Source organism: Alitibacter langaaensis DSM 22999 (assembly GCF_003096995.1).
GTDB classification, from domain to species: domain Bacteria; phylum Pseudomonadota; class Gammaproteobacteria; order Enterobacterales; family Pasteurellaceae; genus Exercitatus; species Exercitatus langaaensis.
Genome location: NZ_QENU01000001.1, coordinates 296467 through 316352, shown reverse-complemented (window position 1 = coordinate 316352; position 19886 = coordinate 296467). Strand labels below are relative to the sequence as shown.

Genomic DNA, 19886 nt, shown 5'->3' with positions numbered 1-19886 from the left:
CAATCCTTGTGAATTAGTTATCAACAGAAATTCGTAACGCTGCCGCAATCGCAAAAGGCGATAACGTAATAGCAGCCGCTAAAATCGCACCTAAAATGGCGAGCTGGCCGCCATAAGGTAAATGTAATGTTGCCGCATCCAGCACCGAAGCAGAAAAGATCAGCACGGGAATAAACAACGGTAAAATAATTAAACTCAATAGCACACCGCCTTTACGCAAGCCCACCGTTAATGCCACGCCAATCGCGCCAATGCAACTGAGAATAGGCGTGCCGATCAACAACGTTAAAACTAATGCCCACCAAATTTCAATCTCTAAGGAAAGTAATAAAGCGGCAATCGGCGAGAGTAAAATCAAGGGAACGCCTGTTAATAGCCAATGCGCCGTCACTTTTGCTAAAGCCGTCAGCGGCAAAGGCTGTGCCGTCAACATCAGCTGCTCTAAAGAGCCGTCAATATAATCATCACGGAACAATCGCTCAAAAGATAACAAAGCGGATAACAACGCCGCGACCCAAGCTACGCCACCGGCAATTTTCCCTAATAAATTAGGATCGGGTCCCACCACAAGCGGAAACAGCGTAATCACGATCAAAAAGAACCACAATGGGTTTAAGATCTCAGCTTGTTTTCGCATCGCAATGCGTAACTCACGTTGAATAATATCTAAAAATATCATGATTCTAAAAACTTAAATTGATCTAACCGCACTTTATGAAGACGTTCACTCGGCACTTCTTGGTGGCTTGTTAAAATCACAATGCCACCTTGTGCTGTATGCTGTTCCAAATGACGCGTTAGCACTTGTACACCATTTTTATCAATGGCGTTAAAAGGCTCATCTAAGATCCACAACGGCGCTTGTGATAACCACAAACGCGCCAAGGCGATCCGTTTTTGTTGCCCCGCTGAAAGTTGACTGGCAGGCAAATCTTCTCGCCCTAACAGCCAGACTTGTTCTAAAGCTTGCCACACAATCTCATCGCCTTGCACACTATGGCTGATGCGCTGTAAAAATTTTAAATTTTCCCATGCCGTGAGCTCAGGTTTAATGCCCGATTGATGCCCTAAATAAAGCAAATCATAATGAAATGTTTCACGCTGGTCGAAAATCTCTTCCGAATTCCACCGCACTTTCCCACGCAATGGGGAAGCAAGGCCTGCAATAATGCGCAATAAACTGGTTTTGCCAATGCCGTTATGCCCTTCAATTTGCACGAAATCGCCCGACTTAAAGGTTAAATTTAAGTCAGTAAATAAAATTTTATCGCCACGCTGACACGCAAGCTGTTCGATTTCAAGTTGAGCAGACATAAAGATCTCAGGCTATTTTGAGTGGTTGAATTTTAGCACAAGCTTTGCTTTTCGCATAAACATTAACGCCGATTAACGCATAACTCTTTAGGATTAAATTCATAGAAATTTGAACTAGATCAATAAAACTAAAAAAGCTGGTCTATGCCAGCTTTGATTGAATAAAAACTTGTTAAAAATTGACCGCACTTTTGGGGATTTAATAGCCATCTTCTTGTGTATTTGGCAAAAATGAGGCCTGTTCAATCCGCTTAACTCGCGTCACAATTTCGCCATTGCTGTGCAGCTCAATTTCACGCCAACCAGGCTGCAATGTATCCAAAGTGAAACTATTGCAATCGGGCTTAAATTGTACGCAAGTGGAAGGCGTGGACATCAGCGTATAGCCATTCCAAGTGGCGTCCACTTGTTGATGAATATGCCCATGCAAAATGCCTTTTACATTGCTAAATGGCGCAAGGGTTTGTGCTAATTCTTCCGAATTGCGCAGATTATGTTGATCCAACCACGCTGAATTGGTGGAAAGAATATGGTGGTGTAGCACAATTAAGCTGTAACGCTCTGGATATTCTTTCAATCGATCCGCTAACCAATCGAGCTGATACTGTCCGAGTTTTCCATGGGGCACGCCAAATACTTGGCTATCTAGCATCAAGATTTGCCATTTGTTGTCTAACAATAAATGTTTCTTGGTACACAGATGACCATATTGCTCCGTTAAAAAAGATTCCATCTTGGGCTGGAAATCATGATTTCCGGGAATCCAAAACACGGGTTTATTTAATGTATTAATACGTTCAGCGAAACTAAGATAGCCTTCATCACTGCTATCTTGAACCAAATCTCCCGTCGCCAATACCAAATCAAAAGCAAAATCACTTGCTTGAATTTCTGTGAGTACCTGATTAAAACTTGCTAAGGTGTTGATCCCGAGCAGTTCGCCACTTTCATCCTTGAATAAATGAGGATCAGTGACTTGAACCAGACGTACCACATCAATATCAGAACTATAAATATAGGTGTTAGTCACAATCAGCCCCTAATCAATATCTAAACTATCCCAAAGCTTACTAATTCAAAAAATATTTTCATTAAACAAAAAGTAAAAATGCGACAAAGATCTAATTTTTCTCAATATTTTGGTGCAATTTTGTACAGTTCAAAAAATTACAGCCATTCACGTTGCAATTGTTGATAATTGAGTTGCAACCATTGCAAGCCCATCACGGCAATGCCATTATCAATTTTGCCTTGCTGCATCCATTGATAAGCCGTATCTCGACTCACAACGTGAACACGAATATCTTCATGTTCTTCGGCTAAACCATGCAATCCTTTCGCCTGAGTGCTATCCACTTTTCCTGCGAATAAGTGAATGCGCTCTAACACGCCTCCCGGGCTGTCCCATACGCTTAACGCATGCTGTAAATTTTCTACGGTAACCCCCGCTTCTTCCACGCTTTCACGCAAAGCCACATTCTCTGGGGTTTCGCCCTCTTCGACCATGCCAGCAATCAATTCAAATAACCAAGGTGAATTGGGTAATTTCGGATCGTAAGCGCCAATGCGCACTTGTTCGACCAAAATCACGCTATCTAATTTCGGATCGTAGGCGATTACCGCAGAAGCAGCCCCCTTGACTAATAATTCTCTCGTTACTTCGCCACTCCAGCCACCAGCGAATAATTTGTGACGAAAGTGTATTTTGCGCATATTGAAAAAGCCTTTGTATAGGCTTTCATCTTTGATGATTTCAATATCATTTTGGGTAAATTGTGTAATTTCAGACATAATGTATCCCGAGTAAAAAATCCAGTTGGTATAGTACTAAAAATTTTGCTGCACGTTGTCATTGATTTTGAAAAATTTGAATTTCATCACAAATTTTTTGCTTATTGCGTTAAAAATTAACCTGATATTTGACCGCACTTTTTAGGCTTATTGAGCAAAGCTGCTTCTCTTTCCAGTGAAAACATTGCACATTTTCCAAGGCATCACCTGCCGCAAATGCCGCGAGATAAAAAGGCAATTCATCACTAAAAAACAGTTGGCCTGCTGGGCAATAATCAGAAGATAACCGAAGACGCTCAGGATCGTGCATCACTTCAGATAATTTCACGATGCCAACGCCTTGTGATTTCAGCACCGCTTCACGCAAACACCAAATACGATAAAAGCTCGTTTCTGGGTTGCTCTGTTGCGCAAACCAGCTGAGTTCATTTTCTGCCGCAAAATGGGTTAAAAGTGCGGTGAAATTTCGCGTTCTTTTTGGAAATTCAATATCAATCCCAACGGCAGTTTCCGCACGAGAACCCTGTTCATTCACATTTAGGATCACTGCGACCCAATCATCCGAATGGGCAATATTAAAATCAATGTGTTCAACGGGAAATTGAGGGCGGCCACTTTCCGTACGATAAATTTGCGCTAAAAGTGCGGTGGGAATTTGCGCAATTTTACATAATTGCCACAGAAGAAAATGGACTAATTGGCGGCACTGATGACGTTGCAAAACGCGCGCATTGCCTGTTGGCTCTGCACGTAATTTCTGAGTAAGGAATTCAACGGGGATATCAGCGAAAGAATAAGGCTGATGAGTGTTGCCCCAAGCAATAAAGCACGCCATAATTTCGTTTGACGCAAGCTGCTTAAACCATTTGGTTCAGCTCGCATTTGAGATTTTGAGTTTGTTAATTGTTACTGCGTTTGGCACAGCTCTTCAATTTATTTTCTTATGATTTTCTACGCCAGCGATTGCACATTCGCTATAAAAAATTTCATAAAAAATGACCGCACTTTTGGCATAAAATTTGCGCCCAAAGTGCGGTCATATTTTGCATTAAATCTAACTTGCGAGCAAGCTATTCACACGTTTAATAAAGGCTGTTGGATTTTCTAACGTGCCGCGTTCTGAGAGCATTGCTTGTTCGAGCAATAATTCCACCCAGTTAGCAAATTTACTTTCGTCTGTTAAATCTGCTACTTTTTTCACCAATGAATGTTCAGGATTAAGCTCAAAAGTATATTTGACTTCTGGCACGGGTTGTCCGCTCATCGCAAATAATTTTGCCATTTGCGTGGTCATTTGGTCATTATCTGTTGAAACCACGGCTGGCGTATCCGTTAAACGATGGGTAATGCGCACATCTTTCACACGATCACCGAGTAACGTTTTCACGCGTCCAACAAAAGGTGCGAGCGCTTCATCTTGCGCTTTTTGCGTATCTTCTTGTTTATCTGCCAAATCCCCTAAATCAATATCCGCTTTGGTGATAGATTGTAGCGGTTTGCCGTCAAATTCGGTTAAATAGCTTAGCATCCATTCATCAATGCGATCGGAAAGAAGCAGCACTTCAATGTCTTTTTTATTGAACATTTCTAAATGCGGACTATTTTTTGCCGCAATGTAGCTATCTGCAGTGATGTAATAAATGGCTTTTTGCCCTTCTTGCATACGAGCAATATAATCTGCTAAAGAAAGCGTTTGTTCGCTGCTTTCGGTTTTGGTTGAAGCGAAACGATATAATTTTGCGATTTGCTCACGGTTTGCAAAATCCTCGCCCACACCTTCTTTCAGCACTAAACCAAATTCTTTCCAGAAATTTTGATATTTTTCAGGTTCATCTTGCGCCATTTTTTCAAGCATTTGCAATGAACGTTTGGTCAATGCTTTGCGCAATGCAGCGGTGATTTTATTGTCTTGCAAGATTTCACGAGAAACATTCAATGGCAAATCATTGCTATCTAGCAAGCCGCGCATAAAACGCAGATAATTCGGCATAAAGACTTCCGCATCATCCATAATGAAAACACGTTGCACATAAAGTTTTAAACCATGTTGCTGTTCTCGGTTAAATAAATCCCACGGTGCTTTAGACGGCACATATAAAAGGCTGGTATATTCTTGATTGCCCTCTACTTTGTTATGCGCCCAAGTGAGCGGATCCGCAAAATCATGGCTGATATGTTTATAAAACTCTTTATATTCATCTTCAGAAATTTCGCCTTTTGCGCGCGTCCAAAGGGCTTGGGCTTTGTTGATTTTTTCCCATTTTACGCCCGTTTCTTTGCCATCATCATCGTATTCTTTCGTGAGAATTTCCACAGGCAAGCCAATGTGATCGGAATATTTGCTAATCACTTCACGCAAACGCCATTCATTTAAAAACTCTTTTTCATCTTCGCGTAAGAATAAAGTGATTTCGGTACCGCGCGTTTTTTTCTCAATATCTTCAACAGAATATTCGCCTTCGCCCATAGATGACCAAAGCACGCCTTTATCTGCGCTTTCCCCTGCTGCACGGCTGCGCACTTCCACTTTATCTGCCACGATAAATGCCGAATAAAAGCCCACACCAAATTGCCCGATTAATTGGCTATCTTTCGCTTGTTCAGAACCAAGTGCGGTTAAAAATTCTTTTGTTCCAGATTTGGCAATCGTTCCCAAATGTGCCATAGCTTGCTCACGATTCATCCCGATGCCATTATCCGAAATCGTAATTGTCCCTTTTTTCTCATCAAAACTAATGCGCACTTTTAAATCGCCATCGCCTTCATAAAGCTCTGGCGCAGACAATGCTTTGAAACGCAATTTGTCTGCAGCATCAGAAGCATTGGAGATCAATTCACGCAAAAAAATCTCTTTATTGGAATAAAGAGAATGAATCATTAATTGCAAAAGTTGTTTTACTTCTGTTTGAAATCCTAATGTTTGTGCATTATTGCTCATTTTTCTATCCTTAAACAAAATGATATGAATAAATCAAATACGATACTTCCGTAGCACGGCGATATTTCAATCTCAATAAATATATGGTCGAGTATCAGCCATAATCCAGTGCTACGAATAAAATGATATCACTATAAATAAGAATGAAACCAAGAATTTCAAGAGATGATAGGCATAAAAAATGCGGCTAAATTTAGCCGCACTTATTGGGGGTTAACCATTAGAAAGTATAACGAATACCTGCTTTAGCACCGTATTGGTTAATTTTTGCATTTTCAAATTTAGCGATACGGTTATACTCTGCTGCCACATTTAAATCCCAATGTGGAGCCAAATTATAAGTTGCACCAATTACAGCACCATAGCCGAATTTCGTTTCACTATCGCTGTCATATTCAGTCTGACCAGCTGTGTCCTCATAATTATTCTCCCATTTTACATGGTTTGATGCAATACGAACACCAACATAAGGTTTTAATGCCGAGTTAAGATCGAAATCATAATAAGCAGAAAAACCTAGCCCATAAGCTTTAATTTTATCATTACGATGGGCGTGATAACTACCTAATGTAAAGCTATATACTTGCTCGTCCATTTTACCGTAATAAGTATAATCGACAGCAAAACGCCAATCGTTAATTTTATAACCAATAGCGATGCTTGGAGAAAATGAACTATCGCTGAGTTTATCAACGTCTCCTGAAGTTTTTAATTTTGAATAGCCAAGATTACCTTCGGCATACCAATTTGCACTTGCTATAGTTGAAAATGTTAAAGCGCCTAATAGAATTGCTAATGCTGTTTTTTTCATGGATAACTCCTAATGTTGATGTTTAAGAATCGAATGGATTGTAACACAACAATTTTTGTTGTTCACAATTAATTTTCATTAACTGCCACCAACTTTGTCTTACATTTACGGCATAAATACACCGCATTTTCACGCTGAATACGATTATGGCGGCGAACAGATAATTGATATTGTTGGCAATGGCAACGATATAAAAATGTTGTTCCCAGCACCGATTCCACATCAAACTGATGGCAAGTTTCTGCTGGCAACTGAAAGATTTGCTCCATCACCGCTTTCCACTCTTTTCCGTGAGGTTTTACGCGCCCAAATACTTGATATACCACTAAATGTGCCAATTCATGAGGAACCACTTGGCGAATAAAATCTTCTGGATTTTCCAACAATAAAGTGCGGTTAAATTTTATTGAGTTTTGTTGCAAATAGGCAACACCGGCTTTCACGCCTCGGATATCATAACTCACGCTCGGCATCGAAAAAGTGCGGTCAAAAAATTGTTCAGTTTTTTGCAAACAAGCGGTTAAACGCCGTTGCACTTGCATTTTTAATTGGCGGAAATTAGGCTGGGTATCCATAATATAACAAAGGCGCACGCCCAAAATTGTGTATCAGACGTACGCCATAAATAAAAGACAAGAATAAAATTCTACAAACCTGCGGCAGAACGTAGATCTGCGGCGCGATCAATTTTTTCCCAAGGGAATTGTTCGCGACCGAAATGCCCATAAGCGGCAGTTTCACGATAAATCGGCTGGATTAAATCTAACATTTTGATTAAACCGTATGGGCGTAAATCAAAATGTTCTCGCACCAATGCCACTAATAATTCATTCGCGACTTTGCCAGTACCAAAGGTTTCCACCATGATCGAAGTTGGTTCTGCCACGCCAATGGCGTAAGAAAGTTGGATTTCACAACGATCTGCCAAGCCCGCGGCTACAATATTTTTGGCAACATAACGTGCAGCATAGGCAGCTGAACGATCCACTTTTGAAGGGTCTTTACCAGAAAATGCCCCACCGCCATGACGCGCTGCACCGCCGTAAGTATCCACAATGATTTTACGCCCTGTTAAACCGCAATCCCCCATTGGGCCACCAATCACAAAACGCCCTGTTGGGTTAATAAAATATTTGGTGTCTTTATCTAACCATTTTGCAGGCAATACTGGCTTGATAATTTCTTCCATTACACCTTCATGCACGTCTTTCTGGATCACATGCTCGGCGTGTTGGGTTGAAAGCACCACGGCATCAATTCCCACAATTTTGTTATCTTCATATTTGAACGTTAGCTGACTTTTCGCATCTGGGCGCAACCAATCTAATGTACCATTTTTACGCACTTGCGCTTGGCGTTCCATTAAACGGTGCGCATAAGTGATTGCCGCTGGCATTAATACTTCCGTTTCATTGGTGGCATAACCAAACATAATCCCTTGGTCGCCTGCCCCTTGATCGAGCGGATTTTCACGATCTACGCCTTGATTAATATCTTGCGATTGTTTGCCGATGGCGTTTAATACTGCACATGATTTGCCATCAAAGCCCATTTCAGAGTGTTTATAACCAATATCACAGATGACTTGGCGCGTTAAATTTTCAATATCGACCCACGCTGAAGTGGTGATCTCACCACCAACCAACGCCATACCTGTTTTAACATAGGTTTCGCAAGCAACACGGGCTTTGGGATCTTGTTTTAAAATTTCATCTAATACCGCATCTGAAATCTGATCCGCAATTTTATCAGGATGACCTTCAGACACAGATTCCGAAGTAAATAAATATGTTGACATTTTCTTTCCTTAAATTCGTCTAGTTTGGACGTATAGACGGCTATACTACACTTATTCAACAAATTTGTAAATTTATTCCTAAGAAATAATTTAAAAGATAAAAATCAAACTTCTCTTTAGAGTATTTCTAGCATGCAAAATAATTCGAGATGTGTCGTATGAGTGATTTTAGGAAAGATAAAACCGAAATGATTCAGAATTTAGAGAAAAACCCTGTTTAGCAACAGGGCTTATTTGATATTTTTAACGAGGTGAAATTTCGCTTTCTACAAAGAAATAAGCAATTTCTCGTGCAGCACTTTCTGCGCTATCAGAGCCATGTACCGAATTGCGGCGCTGACTTTCCGCAAATTCTTTACGAATAGTCCCTTCTGCTGCCGTTTCAGGGTTTGTTGTGCCGATCAAAGTGCGGTAATCTTTTATCGCATTTTCTTTTTCCAACACAAGCACCACGATGGGCGCGGACATCATATATTCAACTAATGGCGCAAAAAACTCTTTCCCTTGATGTTCCGCATAAAAGCCCTCAGCTTGAGCTTGATTTAAGCGCAACATTTTCATTGCAACAATGCGGAAACCATTTTCTTCAAAACGAGATAAAATGCGCCCGACTAAATTACGCTCAGCCGCATCAGGTTTTATAATGGATAATGTGCGTTCTAATGCCATTTTAAGCTCCTTTTCTCAATAATAAATTTGCGATGGTGAGCACGCCTAAGCCTGTCGCCCCCGTTGCCCATAAATCACTTGGCGATTTGCGATAAGTGGCTGAGCAATCAATATGCAGCCAATTTTGTTGATAATCCTTAACAAAATGCGATAAAAACGCCGTTGCGGTACTTGCACCTGCGCTAATTGCCACAGAAGATGTATTCGAAATATCGGCAAAAGATGAGCCAATTTGCCCACGATGAAACTCTTCAAATGGCAAACGCCAAAATGGCTCTTTCTCTTCTTGTGCAGCAGAAAATAAATCAGCGACCAACGCATTATCCATTGAGAGCACCGAATGATAATCGTTACCTACTGCCACTTTTGCCGCTCCCGTTAAGGTGGCTGCATCTAAAATAAATTGAGCATTCTGCTCACTTGCGCTAATTAAGCCATCGGCCAATACCAAGCGCCCTTCGGCATCCGTATTCATAATTTCAGCGCTTACCCCATTGCGATAAGTAATCACATCGCCCAATTTAAACGAAGTGCTGCTCACCATATTTTCTGCGCAACATAAAAATAATTTCACACGTTGCGATAAACCTCGAGCAATGGCTAAACCAAGGGCACCAATTAATAAGGCTGCGCCGCCCATATCTGATTTCATGCTATCCATACTATTGCTTGGTTTAAGGCTATAACCACCGCTGTCAAACGTGATTCCTTTCCCGACTAAACAAGCAAGCACTGGCGCATTTTCATCACCCGTTGGGTTAAAGTCTAATTGCAACATCGCTGGTACATTATGCGAGCCTTTACCCACATTCCAAATGCCTTGGTAGTTTTGTTCACGCAAATCATCACCAGAAATAATCTCAAATTTGACCGCACTTTCTCGCCCAACTTGCTCGGCTTGCTGAGTAATAAACGCTGCGCCGCGCTGGGCAAGGGTGAGAGGCGTAATCACTGACGATGACAAATTAATGATTTCACGCACAAAATCACCACATTGTAAACGCGCCAATAATTCATCATGATCTTCCGCTAATTCAGGAAATTCCACCGACCAATCTTGTTTCGCGGTGTAGAAACCTTGATAAAACGCCCAACAATTTTCTAGCGTCCAATCATTTCCCACCAATTCCACATCATTAATGCCTTGCCCACGTAATTTTCGTGCCGCTTTTTGTAGCAAAGTGCGGTCAGATTTTGATGAAAAATGAATAATTGCCTGCTCATCACGAAAACTCAAAAGCGCATTCTTTCCCCAAGATTCGGGTGCTTGCTCTGTTGAAAGCAAAATTTGCATTGCCATATAAAATCCTTATAAAATAAAAACTGATATAGTAGTCGATACTATATCAGTTTTTATTTTAGTTGTACTTGATTAATCAAATAAAACCGCGTCTTTGAGCAATTTACCCGCAAGATCTTTCGCAGATAAATTTGGTGCTCCCGATAAATTCCAATCAATCCCCACGTTAGGGTCATTCCATAATAATGAATGTTCGGCTTTGGGGTTATAATAATCTGTGCATTTATAAGTAAATTCTGCAGTATCAGTTAATACATAAAACCCATGAGCAAAGCCTTCGGGCACCCACAGTTGGCATTTGTTTTCCGCAGAAAGTACTTCCCCTACCCACTGCCCAAATGTCGGTGAACTTTGGCGTAAATCCACCGCCACATCAAACACCGCACCTTGAACCACACGAACTAATTTACCTTGGGTATTTTCAGTTTGATAGTGTAAACCTCGTAATACCCCTTTAACAGATTTTGAATGATTTTCTTGCACAAAAGTACGATCAGCAACATGCTGCTTAAACCATTCGTCACGAAATGTTTCCATGAAGAAACCGCGTTCATCGCCGAATACCGTAGGCACTAATAATTTTACTTCAGGGATTTTTGTATCAATAATTTTCATATTACTTTTTGTTTACCGAATTACGTTTATGTTCAAATATGCGCTAAAGCGATCGTTGAAAGCATAGTTTTTCAGTTTAGTTGGACCATTTTCTTGCTAAAGAAATATCGAAAAACCAAATAAAATCGATAAATTCATTGTTCAACGTTGCACAAAACACATTCTAACATTTAGCGATATGCCTTGAGATTTTTCAAAGCTTTTTGCCAATCGCTTGGTGCAATTCCAAAAAACATTCTTGATTTTGTCTAAATTCAAACATGAATTAGCTGGACGTTTTGCTGGTGTAGGATAATCGCTAGTCGTAATGCAATTCAAGTGCGGTCGTTTTTCTAATAGTTTTTGGGCAAGCGCTTCAGTAAAAATATGTTCCGCAAACTCATACCAACTTACATAAGGCTGACCGCTGAAATGATAGACGCCAAAAACATTCTCTCTGCCAGCAATAATTTGATTCGCAATCTGAATTAAGGCACAAGCAATATCGCCAGCATATGTTGGCCCGCCAAGTTGATCGCCAACCACACCTAGCACTTCACGCTCTTTCCCTAACCGTAGCATCGTTTTTACAAAATTATTACCATATTCACCAAATACCCAAGCAGTTCGTAAAATAATATGCTTTGGATTAGCGTGCTGAACAGCTATTTCTCCTGCTAATTTAGTACGTCAATACACACTTTGCGGACGAGTTTGTTCATCCTCTTTATATGGATGGGTATCTGTGCCGTCAAAAACATAGTCAGTAGAAATATGTAAAATAGCGGCATCAATTTCATTGGCTGCTCCAGCTAAAAATTGCGCACCACTTATATTGATTGCCTCTGCAAGCTTAATGTCCGTTTCTGCACGGTCCACTGCTGTATAAGCTGCTGCATTGATAATAATATCAGGGTGAAAAGAAATTATTGCATTTTTGACCGCACTTTGATTGGTAATATCTAATTCATCACGAGCTAGTGCTAAAACTTCGGCTTTTCCCTGTAATTGTGGGACTAAACAGGAGCCAACTTGTCCTTTGGCTCCTGTAATTAAAAAACGCGCCATTATTTTGCTCCGTCAATAAGGCGTAATAAATATTGTCCGTATTCATTTTTTGCCATCGGTTGTGCTAATTTTCTCAACTGCTCCGTAGAAAGCCAACCATTGCGCCATGCAATTTCTTCTAAACAAGCGACTTGCAAATTTTGCAAACTTTGTACTGTTTTCACAAAACTGGCTGCATCGTGCAAACTATCATGGGTACCTGTATCTAACCAAGCAAAACCTCGCCCTAAAAGCTGAACGGTTAATGAGCCATCTTTCAGATAAAGATCATTGAGATCTGTAATTTCTAGTTCGCCACGGGCAGATGGGTTCACTTGTTTCGCGAAATCGACGACTCGATTATCATAAAAATAAAGCCCAGTTACCGCCCAATTTGATTTTGGTTGAACTGGTTTTTCTTCAATGGATAAGGCACGAAAATCTTTATCAAATTCCACAACACCAAAGCGTTCTGGATCTTTAACTTGATAACCAAAAATCGTTGCGCCCTGTTTCTGTACTTGCTGCGCCGCATTTTTTAATGTTTGGGTAAAACCCTGCCCATAGAAAATATTATCACCAAGTACCAAACACACCGCATCATCGCCAATAAACTTTTCGCCAATTAAAAAAGCTTGCGCTAAGCCATCTGGGCTGGGCTGAATGGCATAGTTTAAATTGATACCGAAATCTGATCCATCGCCTAACAAGCGTTTAAAACTGGCGTTATCATCCGGCGTTGTAATAATTAATATCTCACGAATACCCGCAAGCATTAACACTGAAAGTGGATAATAAATCATGGGCTTATCGTAAACAGGCAAAAGCTGTTTTGATGTGCCACGAGTGATAGGATAAAGACGCGTGCCAGAACCGTCTGCGAGAATAATGCCTTTCATATTTTAGAACCTTTTAAGTGCGGTTAAATTTCATAAAGATTATTAATGCCGAAATTATTTTGTTCCCAAACGCTCACGATTATAAGAACCATCTAACACACGACTCCACCATTTTTTATTATTAAGATACCACTCAACGGTTTTGCGGATGCCACTCTCAAAGGTTTCTTGCGGTTTCCAGCCAAGCTCTCTACCAATTTTTGTCGCATCAATAGCATAACGCACATCATGCCCAGGGCGGTCGGTAACATAAGTGATTAAATCTTCGTATTTTTCCACGCCAGCTGGTTTATTTGGTACGAATTCTTCTAACAATGCACAAATCGTTTTCACGACATCAATATTTGCTTTTTCATTGTGGCCGCCAATATTGTAGGTTTCACCGATTTTGCCTTCAGTGACGACTTTGTATAACGCCCGAGCATGGTCTTCCACAAATAACCAGTCACGAATTTGCATGCCATTGCCATAAACAGGTAATTTCTTGCCATCAAGCGCATTTAAGATCATCAAGGGAATCAACTTTTCAGGGAAATGAAAAGGCCCATAGCTATTTGAACAGTTAGTGACAATAGTTGGCAAGCCATAAGTGCGCAACCATGCTCGCACTAAATGGTCACTTGAAGCTTTAGACGCGGAATAGGGGCTAGAAGGTGAATAAGGCGTAGTTTCTGTGAATAAATCATCTGTTCCTTCCAAATCTCCATACACTTCATCTGTTGAAATATGATGAAAACGGAATGCTGATTTTCTGTCCGCACTTAGTCCATTCCAATAAGCTCGAGCTGCCTCTAATAAGGTGCAAGTGCCCACAATATTGGTTTCAATGAACGTAGCAGGACCATCAATAGAACGATCCACATGACTTTCAGCCGCCAAATGCATCACTGCATCTGGTTGATGTTGTGAAAACGCACGATCAAGCTCTGCACGATCACAAATATCCACTTGCTCAAAAGTATAGCGTGCATCATCAGCGATACTTTCTAGCGATTCTAAATTCCCTGCGTACGTTAGTTTATCAACATTAACTACGCTATCTTTTGTGTCGTTAATGATATGGCGAACGACTGCTGAACCGATAAATCCGGCACCGCCTGTGATTAAGATTTTCATTGAGAAACTCTTTTAACTACAAAATTAAAAATGATATTTTAGAAAATAATAGCAAATCTGACATTTTAATTTATGTATTTTACGATTTAGACTGAGATGTATATTTTACTCGAAGTGACATAAATGGCTTTTCAATCAAATTAAAAGTTAATAAAGCAACAGCTATAAAAACCACAGTCTTACCCCAAAACACTAGAATAAAATCTGTTACAGTATTAATCTGGCTTATACCAAACATTCCATCTAACATGCTATTGATTGGCAAATGTAATAAATATATAGAAAAGCTCAACGACCCTAAATAAGCTAGTAGTTTATCTAGCCATTCAAAATTAAAAATGTTGATTGATAAGTAAGCTATAATCACGCCCCCCCAACCAATAGCATCTGCAGTAAAAACCAGAGGAGTTTTTTACCAAAATTGTTCATTAAAAACAATAAAGAAATGGCTAGTAAAAGTAATGCCAGAATATTTTTTCCTTTGAGTCTATCAAGTAAATATTTTTTATACAGAATTGCGCATAGCATACCAATAACGAATTGATCTAATCTACCGATAATAGAATGATATAAATTGTTATAAATACCTGATCCCTTAATAACAAATAAATTTCATTTTATTAGGATCATCAGGAAAACGAGCCCAAGTAAATACTTTGCACCATATCTAGCTAAGAATAGAGCCAGAAAAGGAAATAAGAGATAAAACTGGAATTCAACACTAATAGTCCAAATAGGGCCACTAGGGTAAACTTCATGCCCCCATCCTGTATAGCTATGCCCAGTATTAAGCTGTAACGTTAATATTCTAAATATATCCATCGGTGTAGAAGTTTGCCGGCTTGCTGTTATTACCACAAAAACAAGCAATACCATCATAGGAAATATTCTTAGTATGCGATTATATATAAATCCTGAATACTTAATCTTTTTTTCTCCAAGATCGCTAATCAAACAAAATAAAAAACCTGTTAACACCAGAAATAAGCTAACGCCTATAGAACCACTAAAAATCCAATTTTTAGCAAAATTTTCTATAGATAAAAAGGCCGAAGATAAGCCAAGCCCTTCAGTAGCCGGAGATAACTTTCCTTTTATATGGACTGCGATAACCAGTAATGCAGCAAAAAATCGTAAATGATCAATTCTAGACAGATAGGCTGTATTTAATGATTTCATAAATCCACTTAATTCCTTTAGATTTCTAATATTTAAAAGTATCTTAATTTCTCAAGTTTGCAGTTTAAAATCTATATAATGAATAACTACTTTTGCGTTTTAATATGCACCATTTCGATTCAAAACTACATTCACAGTCTTAAATAAAATAGCGACATCATTCCAAAGTGACCAGTTCTTTACATACCATGCATCAAAATAGACTCTAGTATCATAATCTACATCATTACGCCCACTGACTTGCCACAAGCCTGTCATACCTGGTTTGGCCATAAGGTAGTAATCTACATCACTTTGATAGCGTTCAAGTTCCTCTTTTACAATTGGACGAGGCCCTACAAGTGACATTTCACCTTTTAATACATTAAATAATTGTGGTAATTCGTCTAAACTTGTTTTACGAATAAAAGCACCAATTTTCGTAATACGAGGATCATTTTTGAGTTTGAAATCTTTTTCCCATTCAGCTTTTGCTTCAGGATCTCTAGCAAGCAATTCTTCTAACACTTCTTTAGAATTAACAACCATTGAGCGAAATTTTAAACACTTAAAAATTTTACCATTTCGTCCAATGCGAGGATGTCCATAAATTGCGGGACCACCATCTTTTTTTATTATAAAATAAAGCATCAATAATACTGGCGATAACGCAATAATAATCCCAAGGGAACCAATAATATCCATTGTACGTTTTAAAATACGAGATGAACGTTTTGCCAAATTATTATTTACACGCAATAATAACATTTCATGGCTAAATAGAAATGACATATCTGTACCATACAACGGAATTCCTCGTACATTAGGGATAATAGAAACTGAACGGCACTGATATGTGGTTAAATAACGTAACCAATAATCTAAAGATGTCTCATCATCTAATGCTAAAATGAATTGTGTACTTGATTTATCTATATTTAATATTGAAAATAAATCCTCGCCCTGTGGATCAATAACAGTAACATCATCTATTTTTTCTTCGCCTGCAATCATGTCAGATACAATAAAATAGTGAATAGCAAAACCAAGATAAGACTCATCATTCAATGCTTTATATACTTCTTTAGCATTTTTTCCTGTACCAATAATTACTGTATTTTTTTTATACCAACCAACAGAAATCAGAAGTTTCTTTAAACAAATACGAATGAAAGGAACACTAATAAATAAAATCGACCATGTCAGTATCCATAACGTTCTAGAGGTATAGAGTTTTGATAATGCAATAACTGAAAGTTCAATAACAAAAAAGATTAGTAGAGTTCGAAAAATTTCTTTCAACTCAAACCAAAATGGTTTTCTATAAGTATAATGCCTTAATCTCACCCAAAACCAAATAACACAAACTAATGCTGTGAATAAATGAACTATAACGTAATTATCAATTTGGCTTTCAGGAAAGTAATTATGCCCATCATCAAAATAAGACAATAGAAATAGTGAAATAAATAACGAACAGAAAAAGGTAATAAAGTCACTACATATAAGAAAGATCTTACTTAAGGTTATTTTATTCATATAAATTTCCCTTTGGAGCTAGCTTAATTTAACTCTTTTTCTACGCAGAATAATACTTCTGCAATAATGTTATGCATATCAAAATATTTATATTGTGCCAAACGGCCACCAAAGATCACATTTGACTTAGCATCTGCTAATACTTTATATTTAGCATAGAGTTCATTATTACGCTCATCATTAATTGGATAATAAGGTTCATCCCCTTCTGCATATTCTTTTGAGTATTCACGAGTGATGTAAGTTTTTTCCTGTGTTCCAAACTCAAAATGTTTATGTTCAATGATACGTGTAAAAGGAACATTTCCGTCAGTATAATTAACAACAGCATTACCTTGATAATTAGACTGCTCAAGTAATTGATTTTCAAATTTTAAACTACGGTATTCTAATTTCCCGAATTGATAGCCAAAATATTCATCAATCATTCCAGTGAAAACAATTTTTTCAGCAAGACTTTCATACATTTCACGTTCAGCGAAAAAATCTACACCTAGTTTTACTTCAATACCTTCTAACATTCGTTCAAAAATGCCTGTGTAACCACCAATAGGAATACCTTGATAAGTATCATAGAAATAGTTGTTATCATAAGTATAACGAACTGGTAAACGTTTAATAATAAATGCAGGGAGTTCAGTACATTTGCGTCCCCATTGTTTCTCTGTATAACCTTTAATCAACTTTTCATAAATATCACGACCTACCAATGAAATAGCTTGTTCTTCTAAATTTTGAGGTTCCGTAATATTTTCTTGCGCAATTTGCTCTTTAATTTTTGCTTCAGCTTCCTGTGGTGTAATCACTCCCCACATCTTATTAAACGTCAACATATTAAACGGTAAACTATAAAGTTCATCTTTATAACGTGCAACTGGGGAATTAGTGAAACGGTTAAATTCAGCAAATTGTTGAATATAATCCCAAACTACTTTGTTACTTGTATGGAATATATGTGCACCATATTTATGTACATTAATACCCTCAATATTTTTGGTATAGCAGTTACCACCAATGTGATCACGTTTTTCAATCACTAAACATTTTTTACCACGTTTTGCTGCTTCATGGGCAAATATTGAACCAAAAAGGCCAGCACCAACAATTAAATAATCATATTTTTTCATATTATTAACCTTGTAATTCCCAACTTCTAATCATACGCTTAAACATATTCTCAAGATCTATTTCTGGTTGCCAACCTAAAGTTTTAAGTTTATCTGAATTTAATTTTAATTTGACATCAGGAGCATACCCTAAACTATCTAAATTTTTAGGAATACAGACTTCCGCTTTAATTTTATTATTTCCTATTTTCTCTGCAACTAGTTTAGCCATGTTTAAAATAGTACTATGACTATGCGAAACATTATAACATTGTCCTTTTTTACCTTTTTGTAAAAGGAGGAAAATGCCATATACAGCATCTGCAGTATAACAATAATTACCTTCTGATTGTCCTGTCGTATGTAAAATAATATCATTGTTATTAAGTGCACTTTTGGCAAACTGGGCAAATACACGATTATCTGAATATGATACTCCCGCCCCAAATGTTTGAGCTAGTCTTGCACTACATACATTTAAGTTATATTGAGTAGCATAAGCATTACATAATGCTTCGCAAACTCGCTTGCTCTCTGGATAACAGCTTCTAGGTTTACTAAGATCAATGTAACCTAATTTATCTTCTGTAACATTTACACAATCTTCTGCTGTAACTTGACCATAATATTCCATTGAAGAAATATAAACCATTTTACAACGTGGATTTTCTTTCATATAGTTTAATAAATTTTTTGTACTTTCAAATGCCGTTAATAATACAGCTGTCGGATTAGAGATCATTTCTTTTGAAGCCGTTATACTGGCTGTATGCACAATAAAATCAACTGATTGCTCAATAGATAATGGTAATAACAAACTATCAGTAATAAACATTAAATTCTTATCTGAGAAATCTGCAAAAATCTCTTTTGCCTTTTCTAAATTACGAACACTTGCTAAAATCGTAATTTGACTATTTAATATCTGATTTGCATACAAGATACTTTTAACAACTAAAGAACCGATAAGTCCTGTTGCACCAGTTACTAATATAGTTGAATGATTAAATTTCCCTTGCTTAAAAACTTTATTTAAAATAAATGTTAAATCTTCCTCTAGTATTAAATCTTTCATTATTCTTTCTCATCCCCTCTCCTAAAACCATAAAGTTGTTCATCTTCTTCTAAAGAGAACATAGCCTTGGCTAAATAAAAATCTTCTTGAGTTGTAATCTTAATATTTTCAGAACCACATTCCACAATATTGAAGGTAGACTCAGGAAAATAATGCTTTACAATCGCACAAGAATCAATAAAAGAGAAATTATTCTCAGAAATTGCCTTTCGATGTGCTGACTTCAATAATTTGACATCAAAAGTTTGTGGGGCTCGTGCCATATAAGAAATATCACGCTCAAGCACTCCACTAATTTTATTATTTTCTACAGAGACCAAAGTTTCTTTAGCCTTGACACAAGTAATCGCAATTTTACTTATTCTTGCCACATCAATATTTTCTTTAATAAGCTTACTAGAAATAAATGGACGAACACCGTCATGGATTAAAACAATATCACCATTTACCTCTTTCAAACCATTATAAATTGACTCTTGACCAGTACTTCCGCCAGTAACTACTTTTTTGACTTTAGTAATTCGATACTGTTCTAATAAATTCTGAAGATATTGTTCCCATCCCTTTAAAATAACCACAATAATTTCATTAATTTCATCACAATTTTCAAAAACTTCTAATGTATGGATAATTACAGGTTTACCATAAATCTTTAAAAATTGTTTTGGTAAAATCTTAGAATTCATACGAGAACCTGTTCCGCCCGCAAAAATGACCGCTGAATTCATATT

General features: G+C 38.0%; 20 protein-coding genes and 1 pseudogene. All 21 read right to left on the bottom strand.

The window, feature by feature from the left end; translation table 11 throughout:
- Positions 1-13: 13 nt before the first annotated feature.
- The 21 genes and pseudogenes from ccmB to C8D76_RS01500 all read right to left on the bottom strand — a co-directional run bounded on the left by ccmB (position 14) and on the right by C8D76_RS01500 (position 19883).
- The gene (gene ccmB, locus C8D76_RS01595; RefSeq protein WP_116631070.1) at positions 14-679 is read right to left on the bottom strand and encodes a heme exporter protein CcmB; all 666 of its coding nucleotides are present in this window, start codon (positions 677-679) and stop codon (positions 14-16) included.
- A complete protein-coding gene (ccmA, locus tag C8D76_RS01590) occupies positions 676-1314 on the bottom strand; it encodes a cytochrome c biogenesis heme-transporting ATPase CcmA (RefSeq protein WP_116631069.1) in 639 nt (212 codons plus the stop codon). Before ccmA ends, ccmB begins: the two co-directional genes overlap by 4 nt.
- Before the next feature lie 199 nt (positions 1315-1513).
- The gene (gene cpdA / locus C8D76_RS01585; protein WP_116631068.1) at positions 1514-2344 is read right to left on the bottom strand and encodes a 3',5'-cyclic-AMP phosphodiesterase; all 831 of its coding nucleotides are present in this window, start codon (positions 2342-2344) and stop codon (positions 1514-1516) included.
- A 137-nt stretch (positions 2345-2481) separates the two neighbouring features.
- Positions 2482-3105, bottom strand: a complete 624-nt coding sequence (gene nudF / locus C8D76_RS01580; protein WP_116631067.1) for an ADP-ribose diphosphatase — start codon at positions 3103-3105, stop codon at positions 2482-2484.
- Positions 3106-3214: 109 nt separating this feature from the next.
- Positions 3215-3940 carry a 4'-phosphopantetheinyl transferase family protein gene (locus C8D76_RS01575; RefSeq protein WP_116631066.1) on the bottom strand — a complete coding sequence of 242 codons (726 nt, stop codon included), beginning with the start codon at positions 3938-3940 and terminating at the stop codon, positions 3215-3217.
- A 219-nt stretch (positions 3941-4159) separates the two neighbouring features.
- On the bottom strand, positions 4160-6043 hold the full coding sequence (gene htpG / locus C8D76_RS01570; protein WP_116631065.1) for a molecular chaperone HtpG: 1884 nt from the start codon (positions 6041-6043) through the stop codon (positions 4160-4162).
- Between the two features lie 220 nt (positions 6044-6263).
- Positions 6264-6854 carry an opacity family porin gene (locus tag C8D76_RS01565; protein ID WP_116631064.1) on the bottom strand — a complete coding sequence of 197 codons (591 nt, stop codon included), beginning with the start codon at positions 6852-6854 and terminating at the stop codon, positions 6264-6266.
- Positions 6855-6922: 68 nt separating this feature from the next.
- Entirely contained in the window at positions 6923-7429 is a 507-nt protein-coding gene (locus C8D76_RS01560) for a SprT family zinc-dependent metalloprotease (RefSeq protein ID WP_116631063.1), read from the bottom strand.
- A gap of 71 nt (positions 7430-7500) precedes the next feature.
- The gene (gene metK, locus C8D76_RS01555) at positions 7501-8652 is read right to left on the bottom strand and encodes a methionine adenosyltransferase (RefSeq protein ID WP_116631062.1); all 1152 of its coding nucleotides are present in this window, start codon (positions 8650-8652) and stop codon (positions 7501-7503) included.
- Positions 8653-8895: 243 nt separating this feature from the next.
- Complete coding sequence (gene ndk / locus C8D76_RS01550) at positions 8896-9321, bottom strand: nucleoside-diphosphate kinase (protein WP_116631061.1); 426 nt, start codon at positions 9319-9321, stop codon at positions 8896-8898.
- 1 nt (position 9322) lies between these two features.
- Positions 9323-10615 carry an aminopeptidase PepB gene (gene pepB, locus C8D76_RS01545; protein WP_116631101.1) on the bottom strand — a complete coding sequence of 431 codons (1293 nt, stop codon included), beginning with the start codon at positions 10613-10615 and terminating at the stop codon, positions 9323-9325.
- A gap of 78 nt (positions 10616-10693) precedes the next feature.
- Positions 10694-11236: a dTDP-4-dehydrorhamnose 3,5-epimerase gene (gene rfbC / locus C8D76_RS01540; RefSeq protein ID WP_116631060.1), complete on the bottom strand. Its 543-nt coding sequence runs from the start codon at positions 11234-11236 to the stop codon at positions 10694-10696.
- A 170-nt stretch (positions 11237-11406) separates the two neighbouring features.
- Positions 11407-12283 (bottom strand): annotated as a pseudogene (gene rfbD, locus C8D76_RS01535) (dTDP-4-dehydrorhamnose reductase).
- Positions 12283-13161: a glucose-1-phosphate thymidylyltransferase RfbA gene (gene rfbA / locus C8D76_RS01530; protein WP_116631059.1), complete on the bottom strand. Its 879-nt coding sequence runs from the start codon at positions 13159-13161 to the stop codon at positions 12283-12285. Before rfbA ends, rfbD begins: the two are co-directional and overlap by 1 nt.
- 54 nt (positions 13162-13215) lie before the next feature.
- Positions 13216-14277 (bottom strand): dTDP-glucose 4,6-dehydratase, encoded by a 1062-nt coding sequence (gene rffG / locus C8D76_RS01525; protein ID WP_116631058.1) that lies wholly within the window; start codon positions 14275-14277, stop codon positions 13216-13218.
- A 79-nt stretch (positions 14278-14356) separates the two neighbouring features.
- The gene (locus C8D76_RS10110; protein ID WP_423802735.1) at positions 14357-14644 is read right to left on the bottom strand and encodes a hypothetical protein; all 288 of its coding nucleotides are present in this window, start codon (positions 14642-14644) and stop codon (positions 14357-14359) included.
- Positions 14645-14889: 245 nt separating this feature from the next.
- Positions 14890-15456, bottom strand: a complete 567-nt coding sequence (locus C8D76_RS01520) for an acyltransferase family protein (RefSeq protein ID WP_207774981.1) — start codon at positions 15454-15456, stop codon at positions 14890-14892.
- Between the two features lie 99 nt (positions 15457-15555).
- The gene (gene wbaP, locus C8D76_RS01515) at positions 15556-16974 is read right to left on the bottom strand and encodes an undecaprenyl-phosphate galactose phosphotransferase WbaP (RefSeq protein ID WP_116631057.1); all 1419 of its coding nucleotides are present in this window, start codon (positions 16972-16974) and stop codon (positions 15556-15558) included.
- Between the two features lie 23 nt (positions 16975-16997).
- On the bottom strand, positions 16998-18101 hold the full coding sequence (glf, locus tag C8D76_RS01510) for a UDP-galactopyranose mutase (RefSeq protein ID WP_116631056.1): 1104 nt from the start codon (positions 18099-18101) through the stop codon (positions 16998-17000).
- Positions 18102-18105: 4 nt separating this feature from the next.
- Positions 18106-19155 carry an NAD-dependent epimerase/dehydratase family protein gene (locus C8D76_RS01505; protein ID WP_116631055.1) on the bottom strand — a complete coding sequence of 350 codons (1050 nt, stop codon included), beginning with the start codon at positions 19153-19155 and terminating at the stop codon, positions 18106-18108.
- On the bottom strand, positions 19155-19883 hold the full coding sequence (locus C8D76_RS01500; RefSeq protein WP_116631054.1) for an IspD/TarI family cytidylyltransferase: 729 nt from the start codon (positions 19881-19883) through the stop codon (positions 19155-19157). The genes C8D76_RS01505 and C8D76_RS01500 overlap by 1 nt, the downstream gene beginning before the upstream one ends.
- Positions 19884-19886 lie beyond the last annotated feature (3 nt).